Annotated in this window: 12 protein-coding genes; 10 read left to right on the plus strand and 2 right to left on the minus strand. The window is 68.7% G+C overall.

Annotation, left to right across the window (positions count from 1 at the left end):
* Nucleotides 1–21: 21 nt before the first annotated feature.
* The 3 genes from VAPA_RS07550 to VAPA_RS07560 all read left to right on the plus strand — a co-directional run bounded on the left by VAPA_RS07550 (nucleotide 22) and on the right by VAPA_RS07560 (nucleotide 5691).
* Nucleotides 22–573: a hypothetical protein gene (locus VAPA_RS07550; protein WP_021006173.1), complete on the plus strand. Its 552-nt coding sequence runs from the start codon at nucleotides 22–24 to the stop codon at nucleotides 571–573.
* A 79-nt stretch (nucleotides 574–652) separates the two neighbouring features.
* A complete protein-coding gene (locus tag VAPA_RS07555) occupies nucleotides 653–3241 on the plus strand; it encodes a bifunctional aconitate hydratase 2/2-methylisocitrate dehydratase (protein WP_021006174.1) in 2589 nt (862 codons plus the stop codon).
* A 197-nt stretch (nucleotides 3242–3438) separates the two neighbouring features.
* Nucleotides 3439–5691, plus strand: a complete 2253-nt coding sequence (locus VAPA_RS07560; RefSeq protein ID WP_041946039.1) for an acyl-CoA dehydrogenase — start codon at nucleotides 3439–3441, stop codon at nucleotides 5689–5691.
* Here VAPA_RS07560 and VAPA_RS33795 read toward each other — a convergent pair.
* Nucleotides 5597–6442 carry a helix-turn-helix domain-containing protein gene (locus VAPA_RS33795; protein ID WP_080666786.1) on the minus strand — a complete coding sequence of 282 codons (846 nt, stop codon included), beginning with the start codon at nucleotides 6440–6442 and terminating at the stop codon, nucleotides 5597–5599. The genes VAPA_RS07560 and VAPA_RS33795 overlap by 95 nt on opposite strands.
* Nucleotides 6443–6574: 132 nt before the next feature.
* Here VAPA_RS33795 and VAPA_RS07570 point away from each other — a divergent pair, with 132 nt between their 5' ends.
* The 7 genes from VAPA_RS07570 to VAPA_RS07600 all read left to right on the plus strand — a co-directional run bounded on the left by VAPA_RS07570 (nucleotide 6575) and on the right by VAPA_RS07600 (nucleotide 14352).
* Complete coding sequence (locus VAPA_RS07570) at nucleotides 6575–6988, plus strand: hypothetical protein (RefSeq protein ID WP_021006177.1); 414 nt, start codon at nucleotides 6575–6577, stop codon at nucleotides 6986–6988.
* Nucleotides 6989–7141: 153 nt separating this feature from the next.
* Nucleotides 7142–10009, plus strand: coding sequence for an aconitate hydratase (acnA, locus tag VAPA_RS07575; protein ID WP_021006178.1), 2868 nt, complete (start codon nucleotides 7142–7144; stop codon nucleotides 10007–10009).
* Nucleotides 10006–10464 (plus strand): metallophosphoesterase family protein, encoded by a 459-nt coding sequence (locus tag VAPA_RS07580; protein WP_021006179.1) that lies wholly within the window; start codon nucleotides 10006–10008, stop codon nucleotides 10462–10464. The genes acnA and VAPA_RS07580 overlap by 4 nt, the downstream gene beginning before the upstream one ends.
* 147 nt (nucleotides 10465–10611) lie before the next feature.
* Entirely contained in the window at nucleotides 10612–10920 is a 309-nt protein-coding gene (locus tag VAPA_RS07585; protein WP_041946367.1) for a FeoA family protein, read from the plus strand.
* Nucleotides 10913–12808 (plus strand): ferrous iron transporter B, encoded by a 1896-nt coding sequence (gene feoB, locus VAPA_RS07590; protein ID WP_021006181.1) that lies wholly within the window; start codon nucleotides 10913–10915, stop codon nucleotides 12806–12808. Before VAPA_RS07585 ends, feoB begins: the two co-directional genes overlap by 8 nt.
* Before the next feature lie 63 nt (nucleotides 12809–12871).
* The gene (locus tag VAPA_RS07595) at nucleotides 12872–13162 is read left to right on the plus strand and encodes a DUF6587 family protein (protein WP_021006182.1); all 291 of its coding nucleotides are present in this window, start codon (nucleotides 12872–12874) and stop codon (nucleotides 13160–13162) included.
* 5 nt (nucleotides 13163–13167) lie between these two features.
* Nucleotides 13168–14352: an FAD-dependent monooxygenase gene (locus tag VAPA_RS07600; protein WP_021006183.1), complete on the plus strand. Its 1185-nt coding sequence runs from the start codon at nucleotides 13168–13170 to the stop codon at nucleotides 14350–14352.
* Between the two features lie 21 nt (nucleotides 14353–14373).
* On the opposite strand, the gene VAPA_RS07605 is transcribed toward VAPA_RS07600, so the two are convergent.
* Nucleotides 14374–15624 (minus strand): hypothetical protein, encoded by a 1251-nt coding sequence (locus VAPA_RS07605; protein WP_021006184.1) that lies wholly within the window; start codon nucleotides 15622–15624, stop codon nucleotides 14374–14376.
* Nucleotides 15625–15663: the final 39 nt, after the last annotated feature.

Here is a 15663-nt window from a genome sequence, read left to right on the forward strand (position 1 = left end):
CAGCCTCAAGGAAACACACCCATGAAGAAAATTGCCCTGATCGCCACCCTGGCCCTGGCGCTTCCGTTCGCCGCCATGGCGCAGACCACCCCTGCCAAGCCTGCGGCCAAGGCCGAAGCCAAGAAGGCGCCTCCCAAGAAGCAGGTCACCCGCAAGGCCGCCAAGGCCGTCGAGGAAGTCACCCCCGTTGCCGATGAAACCAACATCGTGCTGACCGACGCCGACCTGGCCGTGGCCCAGCGCGTTTCCCTCGGCAAGGCCCAGTGCGAACTCGGCGCCGACGTGACGGTGGCGGCCGACGAGAAGAAGCCCGGCTTCTTCAACGTGTCGACCAAGGGCGTGAAGTACCGCATGCACCCGGTCGAAAGCCGCACCGGCGCCATCCGCCTCGAAGACCCCCGTGCCGGCGCCATGTGGCTGCAATTGGGTAACAAGTCGATGCTGATGAACCAGAAGGCCGGCCTGCGCATCGCCGACGAATGCCAGACGGCAGAGCAGGTCGCGTTCGCCGAAGAAATGAAGAAGAACCCGCCCAAGAGCCTGTTCGAAGGCGCCGACGCGGCCAAGAAGTAAGAGAGTCCCACACGGGGTGCGGCGCGGCTCTTGCTTGCCGTACCGCACGCCCGTCAGCCCAGTTTCCGGAGAAAAGAAGATGTTGCAAGCCTACGTTGACCATGTTGCCGAACGCGCCGCGCTCGGTATTCCGCCGCTGCCATTGAGCGCGAAGCAAACCGCCGAGGCCATCGAGCTCCTCAAGAGCGCGAATGCCAAGGACGGTGCCTTCCTGCTCGATCTGCTCACCCATCGCGTGCCCGCCGGCGTCGACGACGCGGCCAAGGTCAAGGCGAGCTACCTGGCGGCCGTGGCCCACGGCACCGAGAAGAACGCGTTCATCTCGCGCGCCCGCGCCACCGAACTGCTCGGCACCATGCTCGGCGGCTACAACATCAGCCCGATGATCGACCTGCTCGACGACGCCGAAGTGGGCCGCACGGCGGCCGAAGGCCTGAAGAAAACCCTGCTGATGTTCGACCAGTTCCACGACGTCAAGGAAAAGGCCGACAAGGGCAACGCCAACGCCAAGGGCGTGCTGCAGAGCTGGGCCGATGCCGAATGGTTCACCAGCCGCCCCGAAGTGCCGCAAAGCATCACGGTCAGCATCTTCAAGGTGGCCGGCGAAATCAACACCGACGACCTGTCGCCCGCACCCGACGCCACCACGCGTCCCGACATTCCGATGCACGCGCTCGCGATGCACAAGAACGCCCGCCCCGGCATCGTGCCCGAAGAAGACGGCAAGCGCGGCCCGGTGAAGTTCATCGAAGACCTGCGCGCGCGCGGCCACCTCGTGGCCTATGCCGGCGACGTGGTCGGCACGGGCTCGTCGCGCAAGAGCGCCACCAACTCGGTGCTGTGGTTCACCGGCGAAGACATTCCCTTCGTGCCCAACAAGCGCTTCGGCGGCGTCTGCCTCGGCGGCAAGATCGCGCCGATCTTCTACAACACCATGGAAGACTCGGGCGCGCTGCCCATCGAGCTCGACGTGAGCCAGATGAACATGGGCGACGTGGTCGAACTGCGTCCCTACGAAGGCAAGGCGCTGAAGGACGGCAAGGTCATCGCGGAATTCAAGGTCAAGAGCGACGTGCTGTTCGACGAAGTGCGCGCCGGCGGCCGCATTCCGCTGATCATCGGCCGCGGCCTCACGGCCAAGGCGCGCGAGGCGCTGGGCCTGCCGGCTTCGACGCTGTTCCGCCTGCCGCAAAGCCCGGTCGACACCAAGAAGGGCTTCTCGCTCGCACAGAAGATGGTCGGCCGCGCCTGCGGCCTGCCCGAAGGCCAGGGCGTTCGCCCGGGCACCTACTGCGAACCCAAGATGACCTCGGTCGGCTCGCAGGACACCACCGGCCCGATGACGCGCGACGAGCTGAAGGACCTGGCCTGCCTGGGCTTCTCGGCCGACCTCGTGATGCAGTCGTTCTGCCACACGGCGGCGTACCCGAAGAAGGTCGACGTCAAGATGCACCACGAACTGCCCGAGTTCATGGCCAACCGCGGCGGCGTTTCGCTGCGTCCGGGCGACGGCGTGATCCACAGCTGGCTCAACCGCCTGCTCACGCCCGACACCGTCGGCACCGGCGGCGACAGCCACACCCGCTTCCCGATCGGCATCAGCTTCCCCGCGGGCTCCGGCCTCGTGGCCTTCGCCGCAGCCACCGGCGTGATGCCGCTGGACATGCCCGAGTCGGTGCTCGTGCGCTTCAAGGGCAAGATGCAGCCCGGCGTCACGCTGCGCGACCTGGTCAACGCGATTCCGCTGTATGCCATCAAGAGCGGCCTGCTCACGGTCGAGAAGAAGGGCAAGAAGAACATCTTCTCGGGCCGCATCCTCGAGATCGAGGGCCTGCCGGACCTGAAGGTGGAACAGGCCTTCGAACTGAGCGACGCGTCCGCGGAGCGCTCGGCCGCCGGCTGCACGGTGCACCTGAACAAGGAACCGATCATCGAATACATCAACAGCAACATCACGCTGATGAAGTGGATGATTGCCGAAGGCTACGCCGACGCCCGCACGCTGGCGCGCCGCATCGCCGCGCAGGAAGCCTGGCTCGCGGACCCGCAGCTGCTCAAGGGCGATGCCGACGCCGACTACGCCGCGGTCATCGAGATCGACCTGGCCGAGATCCACGAACCCATCGTGGCCTGCCCGAACGACCCGGACGACGTGAAGACGCTCAGCGACGTGGCTGGCGCCGCGATCGACGAAGTGTTCATCGGCTCGTGCATGACCAACATCGGCCACTTCCGCGCCGCGTCGAAGCTGCTCGAAGGCAAGCGCGACATCCCGGTCAAGCTGTGGATTGCACCGCCCACCAAGATGGATGCGCAGCAGCTCACGGAAGAAGGCCACTACGGCGTGTTCGGCAATGCCGGTGCGCGCACCGAAATGCCGGGCTGCTCGCTGTGCATGGGCAACCAGGCGCAGGTGCGCGAAGGCGCCACGGTGATGTCGACCAGCACCCGCAACTTCCCGAACCGCCTGGGCAAGAACACCAACGTGTACCTGGGTTCGGCCGAGCTGGCCGCGATCTGCTCGCGCCTGGGCCGCATCCCGACGCGCGAGGAGTACATGGCCGCGACGGGCGTGCTCGACGCGTCGAGCGCGCAGATCTACCAGTACCTGAACTTCGACAAGATCGACGACTACAAGACCGAGGCCGGCGCCGCAGTCGCGGCCTGATCCGCAGGCACTTCGCGCATTGAACAGGAGCCCCGCCTTGGCGGGGCTTTCTTGCGTCTGGGGATCCGCTTTTGTCTGCCTCCCCGGCCATCTCCGACACGCAACGGCGCCCTTGGCCGGCCGGAAGAGCCGGCATTGCTGACAAGAATGGCCTTCATCCGCCGCTTCTCGCGGAGAAGAAGGAAGGAGACAACGCCATGCCGCTGGCCTCCCTGATCGGCCGATGGGCCATGCAGCCGTTTGCCAGGGCGCTGCCGCCACTGGGCGATACCGAGCGCGCCGCACTCGAAGCCGGGACCGTCGGCTTCGAGGGACTTCTTTTTGCGGGGCGTCCCGACTTCGACCTGCTCTCGGCCATGGGACCCAACCGGCTCACCGAGCGCGAGCAGTCCTTTCTCGACCACGAGGTGCGCGAGCTGTGCCGCATGCTCGACGACCACGCCATCGACGAGGCGCGCGACCTGCCGCCCGAGGTGTGGCGCTACCTGCGCACCAAACGCTTCTTCGGGATGATCATTCCCGAGGAGTTCGGCGGCCTCGGTTTCGGCCACTTTGCACACGCCACGGTGGTGGCGCGCATTGCCACCGTCAACATCGCCGCGGCCGTGACCGTGATGGTGCCCAACTCGCTCGGTCCGGCGGAGCTGCTGCTTCGCTACGGCACCGACGCGCAGAAGGCGCGCTACCTGTCGCGCCTGGCCGACGGCCGCGAGCTCCCATGCTTCGGGTTGACGTCGCCCTATGCGGGCTCCGACGCGGCCTCGATTCCGGACCGCGGCGTGGTGGTCGAGCGCGAATTCGGCGGCCGGCGCACGCGCGGCTTCCTGGTCGACTTCGACAAGCGCTACATCACGCTCGCGCCTGTCGCCACCGTCGTGGGGCTGGCTTTCCATGCGGTGGACGAGAGCAGGCCCGAAGGCCAGCGCGAACTCGGCATCACCTGCGCGCTGATTCCGGTGCCGCACGAGGGCGTGGAAATCGGCCGGCGCCACCGCCCGATGGACAGCGCCTTCATGAACGGCCCGATCCGCGGCCGCCAGGTGTTCGTGCCGATGGACTGGGTGATCGGTGGCGAAAGGCAGGTGGGCCAGGGCTGGCGCATGCTGATGGAGTGCCTGGCCGCGGGCCGCGCCATCTCGCTGCCCGCGCTCGGCGCGGCCATGCAGCAGACGGCGCTCTACGTGAGCAACGGCTATGGGCAGATCCGCGAGCAGTTCGGCCTGCCGATCGGCAAATTCCATGCGGTCGCGGGCCTGGTCGCGCAGATGTCGGCCGAGCTCTATGCGAGCGACGCGGCGCGACGCTTCACCGCGGCCGCGCTGGACAAGGGCGAGCGGCCGAGCGTGGCCAGCGCGATCCTCAAGGTGCAGCTCACCGAGGCCGGGCGGCGCGCCGTGAACCACGGCATGGACATCCTCGGCGGCAAGGGGATCATCGCCGGGCCGTCGAACCTGCTCGGCGTGTCCTACCGGCAGGCGCCGATCGCCATCACCGTGGAGGGCGCCAACATCCTGACGCGTGCGCTCATCGTGTTCGGCCAGGGCGCGATCCGCTGCCATCCGCATGTACTGGACGAAATGGCGGCCGTGCAGGCGCGGGATGAGAAGGCGCTGGGACGTGCGCTGGTCGCGCACGGCAAGCACGTGGCCGCCAACCTCTGGCACAGCCTGTTCGGTGCGCCCGTGGTGGGCGAGCCGCCCGAGGCGCTGGCGCGCGAGGCACGTCTGATCGCGCGCATGAGCGCCAAGTACGCGCTCACCGCCGACCTGGCCATGGGCCTGCTCGGCGGCCGGCTCAAGCGCATGGAACTGCTGTCGGCGCGGCTGGGCGACGTGCTCGCGCACCTGTACCTGGCCAGCGCCAGCGTGTGGCGCTATCGCGTCGATGCGGCGCCCGAGTTGCTGCCCTTTGCGCAGGCCGCGATCCGGCTGCAGCTGGACGAGGCGGGCAGGATCCTGCGCGACCTCTATGCCAACCTGCCGACCGCCGGCCGGCGCGTGATCGGCGCGCTGGTGCTGCGCCGCACCGCGCACCTGGCGCCGCTGCGCGACGTGCAGCTGATGGCGCTGGCCGAGCTGCTGCGCACGAATCCGCGCATCGTCCAGCGCCTGGCGCCCGACCTCAGCGAGCCCGCGGCCGGCGGCCTGCGCGACCTGATGCGTGCGATGGAACTGGGCGGGCAACTCGGCGACACCACGGCCGCGCTCAACAAGGTGCTGCGCCGCACGAACTCGCTCGAAGAGGCCGCACGTTCCGCGCCCGATCCGGAACTGGCGCTGGCTTACCTGAAGGCCGCCGACAAGGTGATCCAGGTCGACGACTTCGAAGGTCCGGCGGCGCAGAAGGGCCAGGCCCTCAGCCAGCCGCTTGCTTCGCCATCTCCGCCAGCGCCGCCGCCGTCTGCGCATCGGCCGGAAAGAACGACTCCACCGCCAGTTCCTGCAAAGTGACATCGACCGGCGTGCCGAAGATCGTCGTGGTGCTGATGAAGCTCAGCACGCCGTTCGGCGTGGCCAGCTGGAAGGGCACGACCACGCCCGACAGGTCCGTGTCCGCTGCGGGCGCATCGTGGCTCACGTTGGGGGCAGGGAAGGCCTCCAGCTCGTCGTGCAGCGCCTGCAGCACTGCGTCGCCCGTCGCGGCAATCTGCTGTTGCAGCCGTTCGAGCAGATGGGTGCGCCACTGCGCGAAGTTGGCGATGCGCGAAGCCAGGCCGTCAGGATGCAGGCTCAGGCGAAGCACATTGATGGGCGGCTTCACGAGCTCGGGCGCGGCGCCGGCCATCAGCAGCGGCACCAGTGCGTTGTGCGCCACCAGGTTCCAGTGCCGATCGACGGCCAGGGCAGGAAACGGCTCATGGCCCTTCAGCACCAGGTCCACCGCCCGCCGGGCCGACGCCATTGCCGGGTCGTCGAGCGAGCGTTGCCGGTACATCGGCGCGAAGCCCGCGGCCACCAGCAGCGCATTGCGCTCGCGCAGCGGCACGTCGAGCCGCTCGGCCAGGCGCAGCACCATCTCGCGGCTGGGCGCGGCGCGGCCCGTCTCCACATAGCTCAGGTGGCGGGTCGAGACCTCGGCTTCCTGCGCCAGGTCGAGCTGGCTCAGGCGGCGGCGGGTGCGCCAGTGCCGCAGGTGGGCGCCGAACGGGTCGCGCGCGCCGGGCTGGCCGGCCTTGGCGGAGTGGGTGCGGGTGGTGTTCATGGCCCGCATTCTGGCGCGGCGCCGATGCGGCGCCATGACCTCCCAGGTCATCGACGCGATGCGCGCCGGACGGAATCATCGGCTCCAACGCGGCAGGACTGGCTTGCGGCGTACCACCCGAAGGAGATTCTCATGTCCGTCCTTGCATCCCCCCGCTTCCTGCCCGGCATCATGTGGGCCGACGCCGCTTCCTGCGCCGCGACCGGTGCGCTGCAGGTCGGGTTCACCGGCGCGCTCGCCCGGCTGACCGGCCTGCCGGCGCCGCTGCTCATGGGGACGGGTGTCTTCCTGCTGGCCTACGCGGGCGCCGCGGTCTTCATGGCCAGCCGCCGCACGCCGCCGCGCTGGCTGATCGGGCTCGTGGTGGCCGGCAATTTCGGATGGGCCGTGGCCTGCGTCGCGCTGCTGATGAGCGGCGTGGTCGCGGTCACCGCGCTGGGCACGGCCTGGGTGCTGGCACAGGCGCTGTGCGTGGTGGTGCTGGCCGAGCTGCAATGGACGGGCCTGCGCCGCACCCGCAGCGGTGGCGCCATGGCCGCGGCCTGAGTCCGCGGGATGACGGCAGCGCCCATTCACCCGGCATTTTTCGCGATGAGGAACGCCGCGCGTCGAAGGCGTGCGATGGAAGACTGACTACAGCAGCTGACATCGTTCCCCGCTATCCTTGAAGAGCTTCCACGAACAACCAGGAGTTCCTCAATGGCCAAAGCACCGGCGCACGCCTTTGCGTCCACCCTCAAGACCTTCAAGACCGCATCGGGCAAGTCCGGCAAGTACTGGTCGCTGAAGGAACTGGCCAAACAATATCCCACCGTTGACCGGCTGCCGGTGTCGATCCGCATCGTGCTCGAGTCGGTGCTGCGCAATTGCGACGGGCAGAAGGTCTCGCCCAAGCACGTGGAAGAGCTGGCCCATTGGGCGCCCAACGCAGAACGCACCGACGAAATTCCGTTTGTCGTCACCCGCGTGGTGCTGCAGGACTTCACCGGCGTGCCGCTCCTGGCCGACCTGGCCGCCATGCGCAGCGTGGCCGCCAAGCTCGGCAAGTCGCCCAAGACCATCGAGCCGCTGGTGCCGGTCGACCTGGTGGTCGACCACTCGGTGATGGTCGACTACTACGGCACGTCCAAGGCGCTCGATCTCAACATGAAGCTCGAGTTCCAGCGCAACAACGAGCGCTACCAGTTCATGAAGTGGGGCATGCAGGCCTTCGACACCTTCCGTGTCGTACCGCCGGGCTTCGGCATCGTGCACCAGGTCAATCTCGAATACTTTGCGCGCGGCGTCTACAAGAGCGCGAGCGACAACGCCGAGGTGCCGGTGTACTACCCCGACTCGCTGGTGGGCACCGACAGCCACACCACCATGATCAACGGCGTGGGCGTGGTCGGCTGGGGTGTGGGCGGCATCGAGGCCGAGGCCGCCATGCTGGGCCAGCCGGTGTACATGCTGACGCCCGACGTGGTGGGTTTCGAGCTCACCGGCAAGCTGCGCGAAGGCGTCACGGCCACCGACCTGGTGCTGTACGTCACCGCCATCCTGCGGGCCGAGAAGGTGGTGGGCAAGTTCGTCGAATTCTTCGGCCCCGGCGCCGCCTCCATCGCGGTGCCCGACCGCGCCACCATCGGCAACATGGCACCCGAATACGGCGCCACCATGGGCTTCTTCCCGGTCGATGAAATGACGGTGGCCTACTTCGAGGGCACGGGCCGCACCAAGGAGGAGGTCGAGCGCTTCGAGGCCTACTACAAGGCGCAGGGGCTGTTCGGCATGCCGGCGCCCGGCGACATCGACTACACCAAGATCGTCAAGCTCGACCTCGGCACCGTGTCGCCGAGCCTCGCGGGCCCGAAGCGGCCGCAGGACCGCATCGACCTGGGCCACCTGTCGACCAAGTTCTCCGAGCTCTTCAGCAAGCCCAACGACGCCAACGGCTTCAACCAGCCGGCCGAGCGGCTGAAGCTGCGCTATGCGCTGACCGCGAACGGCCAGGGCGACGACGAGGAAACCGCCCCGCCGCCGCCGGGCGCACCGCGCGACGTGGTCGAGATGGTGGCCAACCGCTCGACCAAGGCGGCCGCCCATGTGAGCGCCACCGCGCCCTCGTCGCCCAAGGGCGGCGTGACCATCGGCAACGGCGACGTGCTGATCGCGGCCATCACCTCGTGCACCAACACCTCCAACCCGAGCGTGATGCTCGCGGCCGGCCTGCTGGCCCAGAAGGCGGTGGAGGCGGGCCTCACGGTCAAGCCGCACGTCAAGACCTCGCTCGCGCCGGGTTCGCGCATCGTCACCGAATACCTCGAGAAGGCGGGCCTGCTGCCGTACCTCGAGAAGCTGGGCTTCTACCTGGCCGGCTACGGCTGCACCACCTGCATCGGCAATGCGGGCGACCTCACGCCCGAGATCAACGACGCCATCATCAAGAACGACCTGGTCGGCGCGGCCGTGCTCTCGGGCAACCGCAACTTCGAGGCGCGCATCCATCCGAACCTGAAGGCCAATTTCCTGGCCTCGCCGCCGCTGGTGGTGGCCTTCGCGATCGCGGGCAACGTGATGGTCGACCTGATGACCGAGCCCGTGGGCAAGGGCAAGAACGGCAAGGACGTGTACCTGGGCGACATCTGGCCCAGCCCGAAGGAAATCGACCAGAACCTGCGCTATGCGATGAATGCCAAGTCGTTCCGCGAGAACTACGACAAGGTCAAGACCGACCCGGGCAAGTTCTGGAGCAGCATCAAGGGCACGAACGGTCAGGTCTACGACTGGCCCAAGTCGACCTACATCGCCGAGCCGCCGTTCTTCGAAGGCTTCAAGATGGAGCCGCACGCATCGGACGCGGGCTTCAAGGGCGCGCGCATCATGGCGCTGTTCGGCGACTCGATCACCACCGACCACATCTCGCCGGCCGGCTCCATCAAGGAAAGCTCGCCCGCGGGCATCTGGCTCAAGGCGCATGGCGTGCCCAAGGCCGACTTCAACAGCTACGGCTCGCGGCGCGGCAACCATGACGTAATGATGCGCGGCACCTTCGCCAACGTGCGCATCAAGAACCTGATGATTCCGCCCGACGTCAACGGCACGCAGGAAGAGGGCGGCGTCACGCTGTTCCAGCCCGGCAACCAGAAGATGTTCATCTACGACGCCGCCATGAAGTACATGGAGCAGGGCGTGCCGACGGTGGTCTTCGGCGGCGAGGAATACGGCACCGGCTCGTCGCGCGACTGGGCCGCCAAGGGCACGCAATTGCTGGGCATCAAGGCTGTGGTGGCGCGCAGCTTCGAGCGCATCCACCGCGCCAACCTGGTCGGCATGGGCGTGCTGCCGCTGCAGTTCCGCGGCGCCGATTCGTGGCAGGCGCTGGGCCTCACGGGCGACGAAGAAATCGATGTGGTGATCGGTGGCGAACTCAAGCCGCAGATGGACGTGAAGCTCGTCGTGCATCGCGCCGACGGCAGTCACCAGGAAGTCACGGTGCGCCTGCGCGTCGACACGCCGATCGAGGTCGACTACTACAAGCACGGCGGCATCCTGCCGTTCGTGCTCAGGCAACTGCTGGCGGCTTGATCCGCGTCGGCCTCATCTCCGACACCCACGGCCTGCTGCGCCCGCAGGCCGTGGCGGCGCTGCAGGGCAGCGACTTCATCGTGCATGGTGGGGACATCGGCGATGCCGGCATCCTCGAAGCGCTCGCCGCCATCGCGCCGCTGACGGTGGTGCGGGGCAACAACGACCGGGAGCCCTGGGCCGGCCACATCGAGGAGACGGCCTTCCTGAGAGTTGGCGGCGTGCTCGTGCATGCGGTACACGACCTGTCGCAGCTTGCCAGCGATCCCGCAGGCGCCGGGGTTCGCGTGGTGGTGTCCGGCCACTCCCACAAGCCGAAGATCGAGGAGCGCGGTGGCGTGCTCTACGTCAATCCGGGCAGTGCCGGCCCGCGCCGATTCAAATTGCCAATTGCTGTTGCCGAGCTCATTGTCGATGGCAATGCGGTAACGGCACGCATCCTCGAACTGGGCTGAACCGGGCAGCGCAAAGGCCTGAATCCGCGGGAGAAAGGGCAGAGCCCGAGAGGTCAAAGGGACTTGGTCAGGTTTCTGCGATTGAGAATTGATAGCATCTAGCTTTTGCTCAATTGGCGCGTTCGGAACCCGACGCACTTTCTTACCGTGCAAACCAACAATTTCGGCGCCGCGCCGGCATCTTCCGGCCTGCGGCTCGACCAGCTGCCCGACAACCAGTGGGCCACCGTGCTCGACGTGGCGCGCCCCGAGGGCGCGGACGACCGCGATCTCGTCCTGCGCCTGACCGAGATCGGCTTCGTGCCGGGCGAGGCCGTGCGCATCGTGGCCAGCGGCCTCCCGGGGCGCGAGCCGCTGGCGGTGCGGCTGGGCCACACGACTTTCGCATTGCGCCGCCACGAGGCCGCGCTGATTCACGTGGCACCGGGCGTGCCGGAAGGCACACGCCATGGTTGAAGCCGTCATCCAGGGACCGGGGCGCCTCGCAGCCACCGCACAGCCAGGGCGCATCGCGCTGCTGGGCAATCCGAACTGCGGCAAGACGGCGCTGTTCAACCTGCTCACCGGCAGCCGCCAGAAGGTGGCCAACTATGCCGGCGTGACGGTCGAGCGCAAGGAAGGCTCGCTCCGCACCGCGTCGGGCCGCCGCGTGTTCGTGCTCGACCTGCCGGGGGCCTACAGCCTCAACGCGCTCAGCGTGGACGAGGCCGTGACGCGCGACGTGGTCACGGGCCAAAGCAGCGAGGCCTTGCCCGACCTGCTGGTGTGCGTGACCGATGCCACCAACCTGCGGCTCAACCTGCGGCTCGTGCTCGAGGCCAAGCGCCTCGGCCTGCCGATGGTGGTGGCGCTCAACATGACCGACATGGCAAAGAAGCAGGGCATCGCGGTCGACACGGCCGTGCTGTCGCGCGAACTCGGCGTGCCGGTCATCGAGACCGTCGGCGTGCAATCGGGCGGCGCCCAAGGCCTGCTCGAAGCCCTCGATGCGCCGGTGGCCGCCGCGGCGCCGCAACCCTGGCAGGCGCCGGGGCTGGACGACGTGCTGGCCACGCAGCGCGAAGTGCGCCGCATCCTCGGCATGGCCGTGCGCGAGCCGGTCGGCAGCCTGGCCACCAGCGACCGCATCGACCGCGTGGTGATGCACCCGGTGTGGGGAATGCTGGTGCTCGCGGTCACGATGTTCCTGATGTTCCAGGCCGTGTTCAGCTGGGCCAACGTGCCCATGGACGCCATCAAGGCCGGCACCGAGGGCCTCGGCAACCTGCTGAAGGCCCACATGCCCGAGGGCATGCTGCAGAGCCTGCTGGTGGACGGCGTGATTGCCGGGGTGGGTGGCGTGATCGTGTTCCTGCCGCAGATCCTGATCCTGTTCCTGTTCATCCTGGCGCTCGAAGACTCGGGCTACCTGCCGCGCGCCGCCTTCCTGCTGGACCGCGTGATGGGGACCGTGGGGCTGTCGGGCCGCTCCTTCATTCCGCTGCTGTCGAGCTTTGCCTGCGCCATTCCCGGCGTGATGGCCACGCGCACCATCAGCAACTGGCGCGACCGCATCACCACCATCATGATCGCGCCGCTCATGACCTGCTCGGCGCGCCTGCCGGTCTATGCGCTGCTGATCGCGGCCTTCATTCCGGCGCGCACCGTGGGCGGCGTGTTCAACCTGCAGGGCGTGGTGCTGTTCGCGCTCTACGTCTTCGGCATCGTTTCCGCCATGGCGGTGGCGTGGGTGATGAAGCGCTTCCGCGACAACAAGCAGCACTCGCCGCTGATGATGGAACTGCCGGCATACCGCTGGCCCAACGTGCGCAACCTGGCGCTGGGGCTCTACGAACGGGCCTGGATCTTCATCCAGCGCGTGGGCACGATCATCCTCACGCTCACGATCCTGCTGTGGTTCCTGTCGACTTTCCCGTCGCCGCCCGAAGGCGCCACGGGGCCGGCCATCCAGTACAGCCTGGCGGGCATGATCGGCCGCGGCCTGGAGCACATCTTCGCGCCCATCGGCTTCAACTGGCAGATCTCCATCGCGCTGGTGCCGGGCATGGCGGCGCGCGAAGTGGCGGTGGGCGCGCTCGGCACGGTGTACGCGCTGTCGGCCACCGGCGACGACGTGGCCGGCCAGCTCGAGCCGCTGATCGCGGGCAGCTGGTCGCTCGCGACGGCGCTGTCGCTGCTGGTCTGGTACGTGTTCGCGCCGCAGTGCATCTCGACCCTGGCGGCGGTCAAGCGCGAAACCGGATCATGGAAGTACGTCTGGATCATGGCCGGCTACCTGTTCGCGCTGGCCTACCTGGCGTGCTTCATCACCTATCGCGTGGCGGTGGCACTGGGCGCCGGATGATCTGCCGCAAGGTTTGCGCGATGTTTCTGGGTTAGTCTCGAACGCGCGTCGGAGTAAACGGATATGACACAGCAACTGATCGTTGGATTGATCGTCGCGGCAGCCGCGTTCTATGCGGTCTGGCGCTGGATGCCTGCGGGCTGGCGGCGCGGCGCCGCGCACAGGCTCGCGGCCGGCACGCACCGGGCCGGGCTGGTCGACCAGGAGCGCGCCGCGCAGCTGGCGGCCTCGCTCGCCAAGACCTCGGGCTGCGGCTCCTGCGACAGCTGTGGCAGCTGCGGCCCCAAGACACCCGCCAACAAACCCGAATCCGAAAAAGCCGGCCACAGCCCGCTGTCCACGCGCACCCGCTGAGGCCGATGCCCGCACACATCCTCGTCGTGGGGGGCGGCATCGGGGGGCTTTCTGCCGCGCTGGCGCTGTCCCGCGGCCGCCACCGCGTCGATGTCTTCGAGCAGGCGCGCGTGTTCGCCGAGATCGGCGCCGGCATCCAGATGGGGCCCAACGTCACGCGGCGCCTCCAGCAAATGGGCCTGGCCGAAGGCCTGGAGGCCATCGCCGCGCGTCCCGAGGCCCTGGTGGTGCAGGGCGCCGGCAGCGGCGCCGAACTGGCCCGCCTGCCGCTGGGCGATGCCATGCGCGAACGCTATGGCGCCCCTTACTTCTGCGTGCACCGCGCCGACCTGCATGCGCTGCTGCTCGAAGCGGTGCGCGCCCGCGGCACCGGCACCCTGGTGACCGATGCGCGCATTGCGCAGGTCGAAACCAGCGACGATCTCGTGTGCATTTCGAGCAGCGGTGCGCGGGCCTGGGAGGGCGAGGCACTGGTCGGCGCCGACGGGCTCTGGAGCGTGGCGCGCCAACGCCTCGATGTGCCATCCGCAGCGGCGCCGCCGCGCGCCACCGGCCACACGGCCTGGCGCGGGATGGTCGAGCAGGCCGTGCTGCCGCAGGCGCTGCGCCGCGACCGGATCGACGTGTGGCTCGGCCCGCGCCTGCATGCCGTGGCGTATCCGGTGCGCGCCGGCGCCTGGCTCAACGTGGTGGTGATCGCGGAGTCTGCGCCGGCCGGCGATGCGCGCGACTGGGACCAGGCCAGCAGCCTCGCCGCGCTGCAGGAGGCCACGGGCCGAAGCGCAAGTGCCTTGCAGGCGCTGCTCGAAGCCATGCCCGGCTGGCGCGCCTGGACGCTCAACGACCGGCCGCCGCTGGCCTCCGCGGCCGAGATGGCCCACGAGCGCGTGGCGCTGGTGGGCGATGCCGCGCATCCGATGGTCCCTTACCTGGCGCAGGGCGCAGGCATGGCGATCGAGGACGCGGCGGCGCTGGCCGAAGCACTGGGCCAAGGCGATGCGGCCGACGTGCCGGCCGCGTTCACCCGCTATGCCGAGGCGCGCTGGCAGCGCAATGCGCTGGTGCAGGCGAAGGCCCGGCGCAACGGGCAGATCTTTCATGCGACCGGTGCGGTGCGCATCGGGCGCGACCTGGCGATGCGCACCCTGGGCGCGCGGCTGCTGGACCAGCCCTGGCTGTACGGCGGCTGACGGCAGCCGCGCCGATGGTGCTCAGAGCCTGAAGGCCTGCAGGTGCTCGATGCGTTCGGCCAGGCCCTCGGCGCCGAGGTAATGGCCGTGGGTGCCTTCCCGGACCTCGAGCAGCGTGGCTTCGAGTTCGGCCAGCGTCGCATCGCGGTCGATGACGAATGCGGGCGGAACGTCGATGCCGGCCTGCGCGCATGCATCGGCGATCAGGTGCGCGCTGGCGGGCGCACCGCAGGCTGCGCACTTGACGATGGCCGCCACGCTGGGCTCCGCCCCGTTGGCGAGCAGCGCGCTCGTGAGCTCCGGCGAGATCTGGCCGTCGACGTTGCCCAGGGCATCGCGTGCGACCGGCGCGCCCGCGCGCACCAGTGCCATGGCCGCGGCGAAGGCGCCCTGGCCAATGGCCACGTCGGTGGCCAGCGCGCTGCCCTGCTGCGGGCCGTCGAAGCTCACGCCGGCGGCCGCGAGTTCGGCCACCAGGTCCGCATCGTCGGTGCCGATGGCGTGGTGCAGCGCGGCGCGCGCGATGGCCGGCAGCCGGCGCAGCGTGCCGTCTGCCAGCGGCGTGCGCCAGTCGACCACCGCGCGGCAATAGAAGGCCACCAGCTTGTCCATCAGGTCGAGGTCCAGGCCGTGGGCCTGGTGCCGGTCGTCCAGGTACTGCAGCAGGGCCTGGCCCGAGAAATAGTCGCCCGTGGGCGCCAGCGGGTCCTCGTCCAGGTGCAGGGCCGCGAAGGCGCCGCGCAGGTCGGGCGCGATGGTGCTCACGCTGTCTTCGTGCAGCGCATGCGTCCATGCGGGCGGCAGCCCGTGCTTCCACGCGACGATGCGGCCGTGCTCGGGACCGGGCTCCACCACCGCATAGACGCGGTCGAGGTACTCGAAGCCGCCGAAGGGCAGGTGCGTGAGCTTGCCGCTCCAGGGGCGGCCTTCGTCCTTGGCGGCCTCTTCGGCCAGCTCCTGTTCGTGCTCGATCCAGCCCTGCAGGTCGCGATAGCCGTCGCTGCCGTCCCAGAACAGTTCCGACCAGCTGACGGATTCCACGTTGCCGTTCATCGGCAGTGACAGGTCGTAGTCGAGCCGCCCGCCCGCCGTCTGCTGCCACAGCGCGGCCAGCGCCTCGGGCAGCGGGCCGGCGCACAGCGCCTCGATGGCGGCGATCCGTTGCGCCGACATGGGCGGCTGGGCCTCGAAGATCACGCGGTCTGCGAACAGGACCACGCCATGCTCGCGCAGGGTAGCAAGCTCTTCGAGCGAGAACTGGACATCGTTCATGGCAGTGCCTCCGTTGTTGTTGCCAACGAATGTAGCGCT

Source organism: Variovorax paradoxus B4, from assembly GCF_000463015.1.
GTDB lineage: Bacteria > Pseudomonadota > Gammaproteobacteria > Burkholderiales > Burkholderiaceae_C > Variovorax > Variovorax paradoxus_E.

Bases quoted from the DNA above. Each gene is read 5' to 3' on its own strand.
- VAPA_RS07550 (WP_021006173.1), top strand. From the start codon at position 22: ATGAAGAAAATTGCCCTGATCGCCACCCTGGCCCTGGCGCTTCCGTTC.
- VAPA_RS07555 (WP_021006174.1), top strand. From the start codon at position 653: ATGTTGCAAGCCTACGTTGACCATGTTGCCGAACGCGCCGCGCTCGGT.
- VAPA_RS07560 (WP_041946039.1), top strand. From the start codon at position 3,439: ATGCCGCTGGCCTCCCTGATCGGCCGATGGGCCATGCAGCCGTTTGCC.
- VAPA_RS33795 (WP_080666786.1), bottom strand. From the start codon at position 6,442: ATGAACACCACCCGCACCCACTCCGCCAAGGCCGGCCAGCCCGGCGCG.
- VAPA_RS07570 (WP_021006177.1), top strand. From the start codon at position 6,575: ATGTCCGTCCTTGCATCCCCCCGCTTCCTGCCCGGCATCATGTGGGCC.
- acnA (WP_021006178.1), top strand. From the start codon at position 7,142: ATGGCCAAAGCACCGGCGCACGCCTTTGCGTCCACCCTCAAGACCTTC.
- feoB (WP_021006181.1), top strand. From the start codon at position 10,913: ATGGTTGAAGCCGTCATCCAGGGACCGGGGCGCCTCGCAGCCACCGCA.
- VAPA_RS07595 (WP_021006182.1), top strand. From the start codon at position 12,872: ATGACACAGCAACTGATCGTTGGATTGATCGTCGCGGCAGCCGCGTTC.
- VAPA_RS07600 (WP_021006183.1), top strand. From the start codon at position 13,168: ATGCCCGCACACATCCTCGTCGTGGGGGGCGGCATCGGGGGGCTTTCT.
- VAPA_RS07605 (WP_021006184.1), bottom strand. From the start codon at position 15,624: ATGAACGATGTCCAGTTCTCGCTCGAAGAGCTTGCTACCCTGCGCGAG.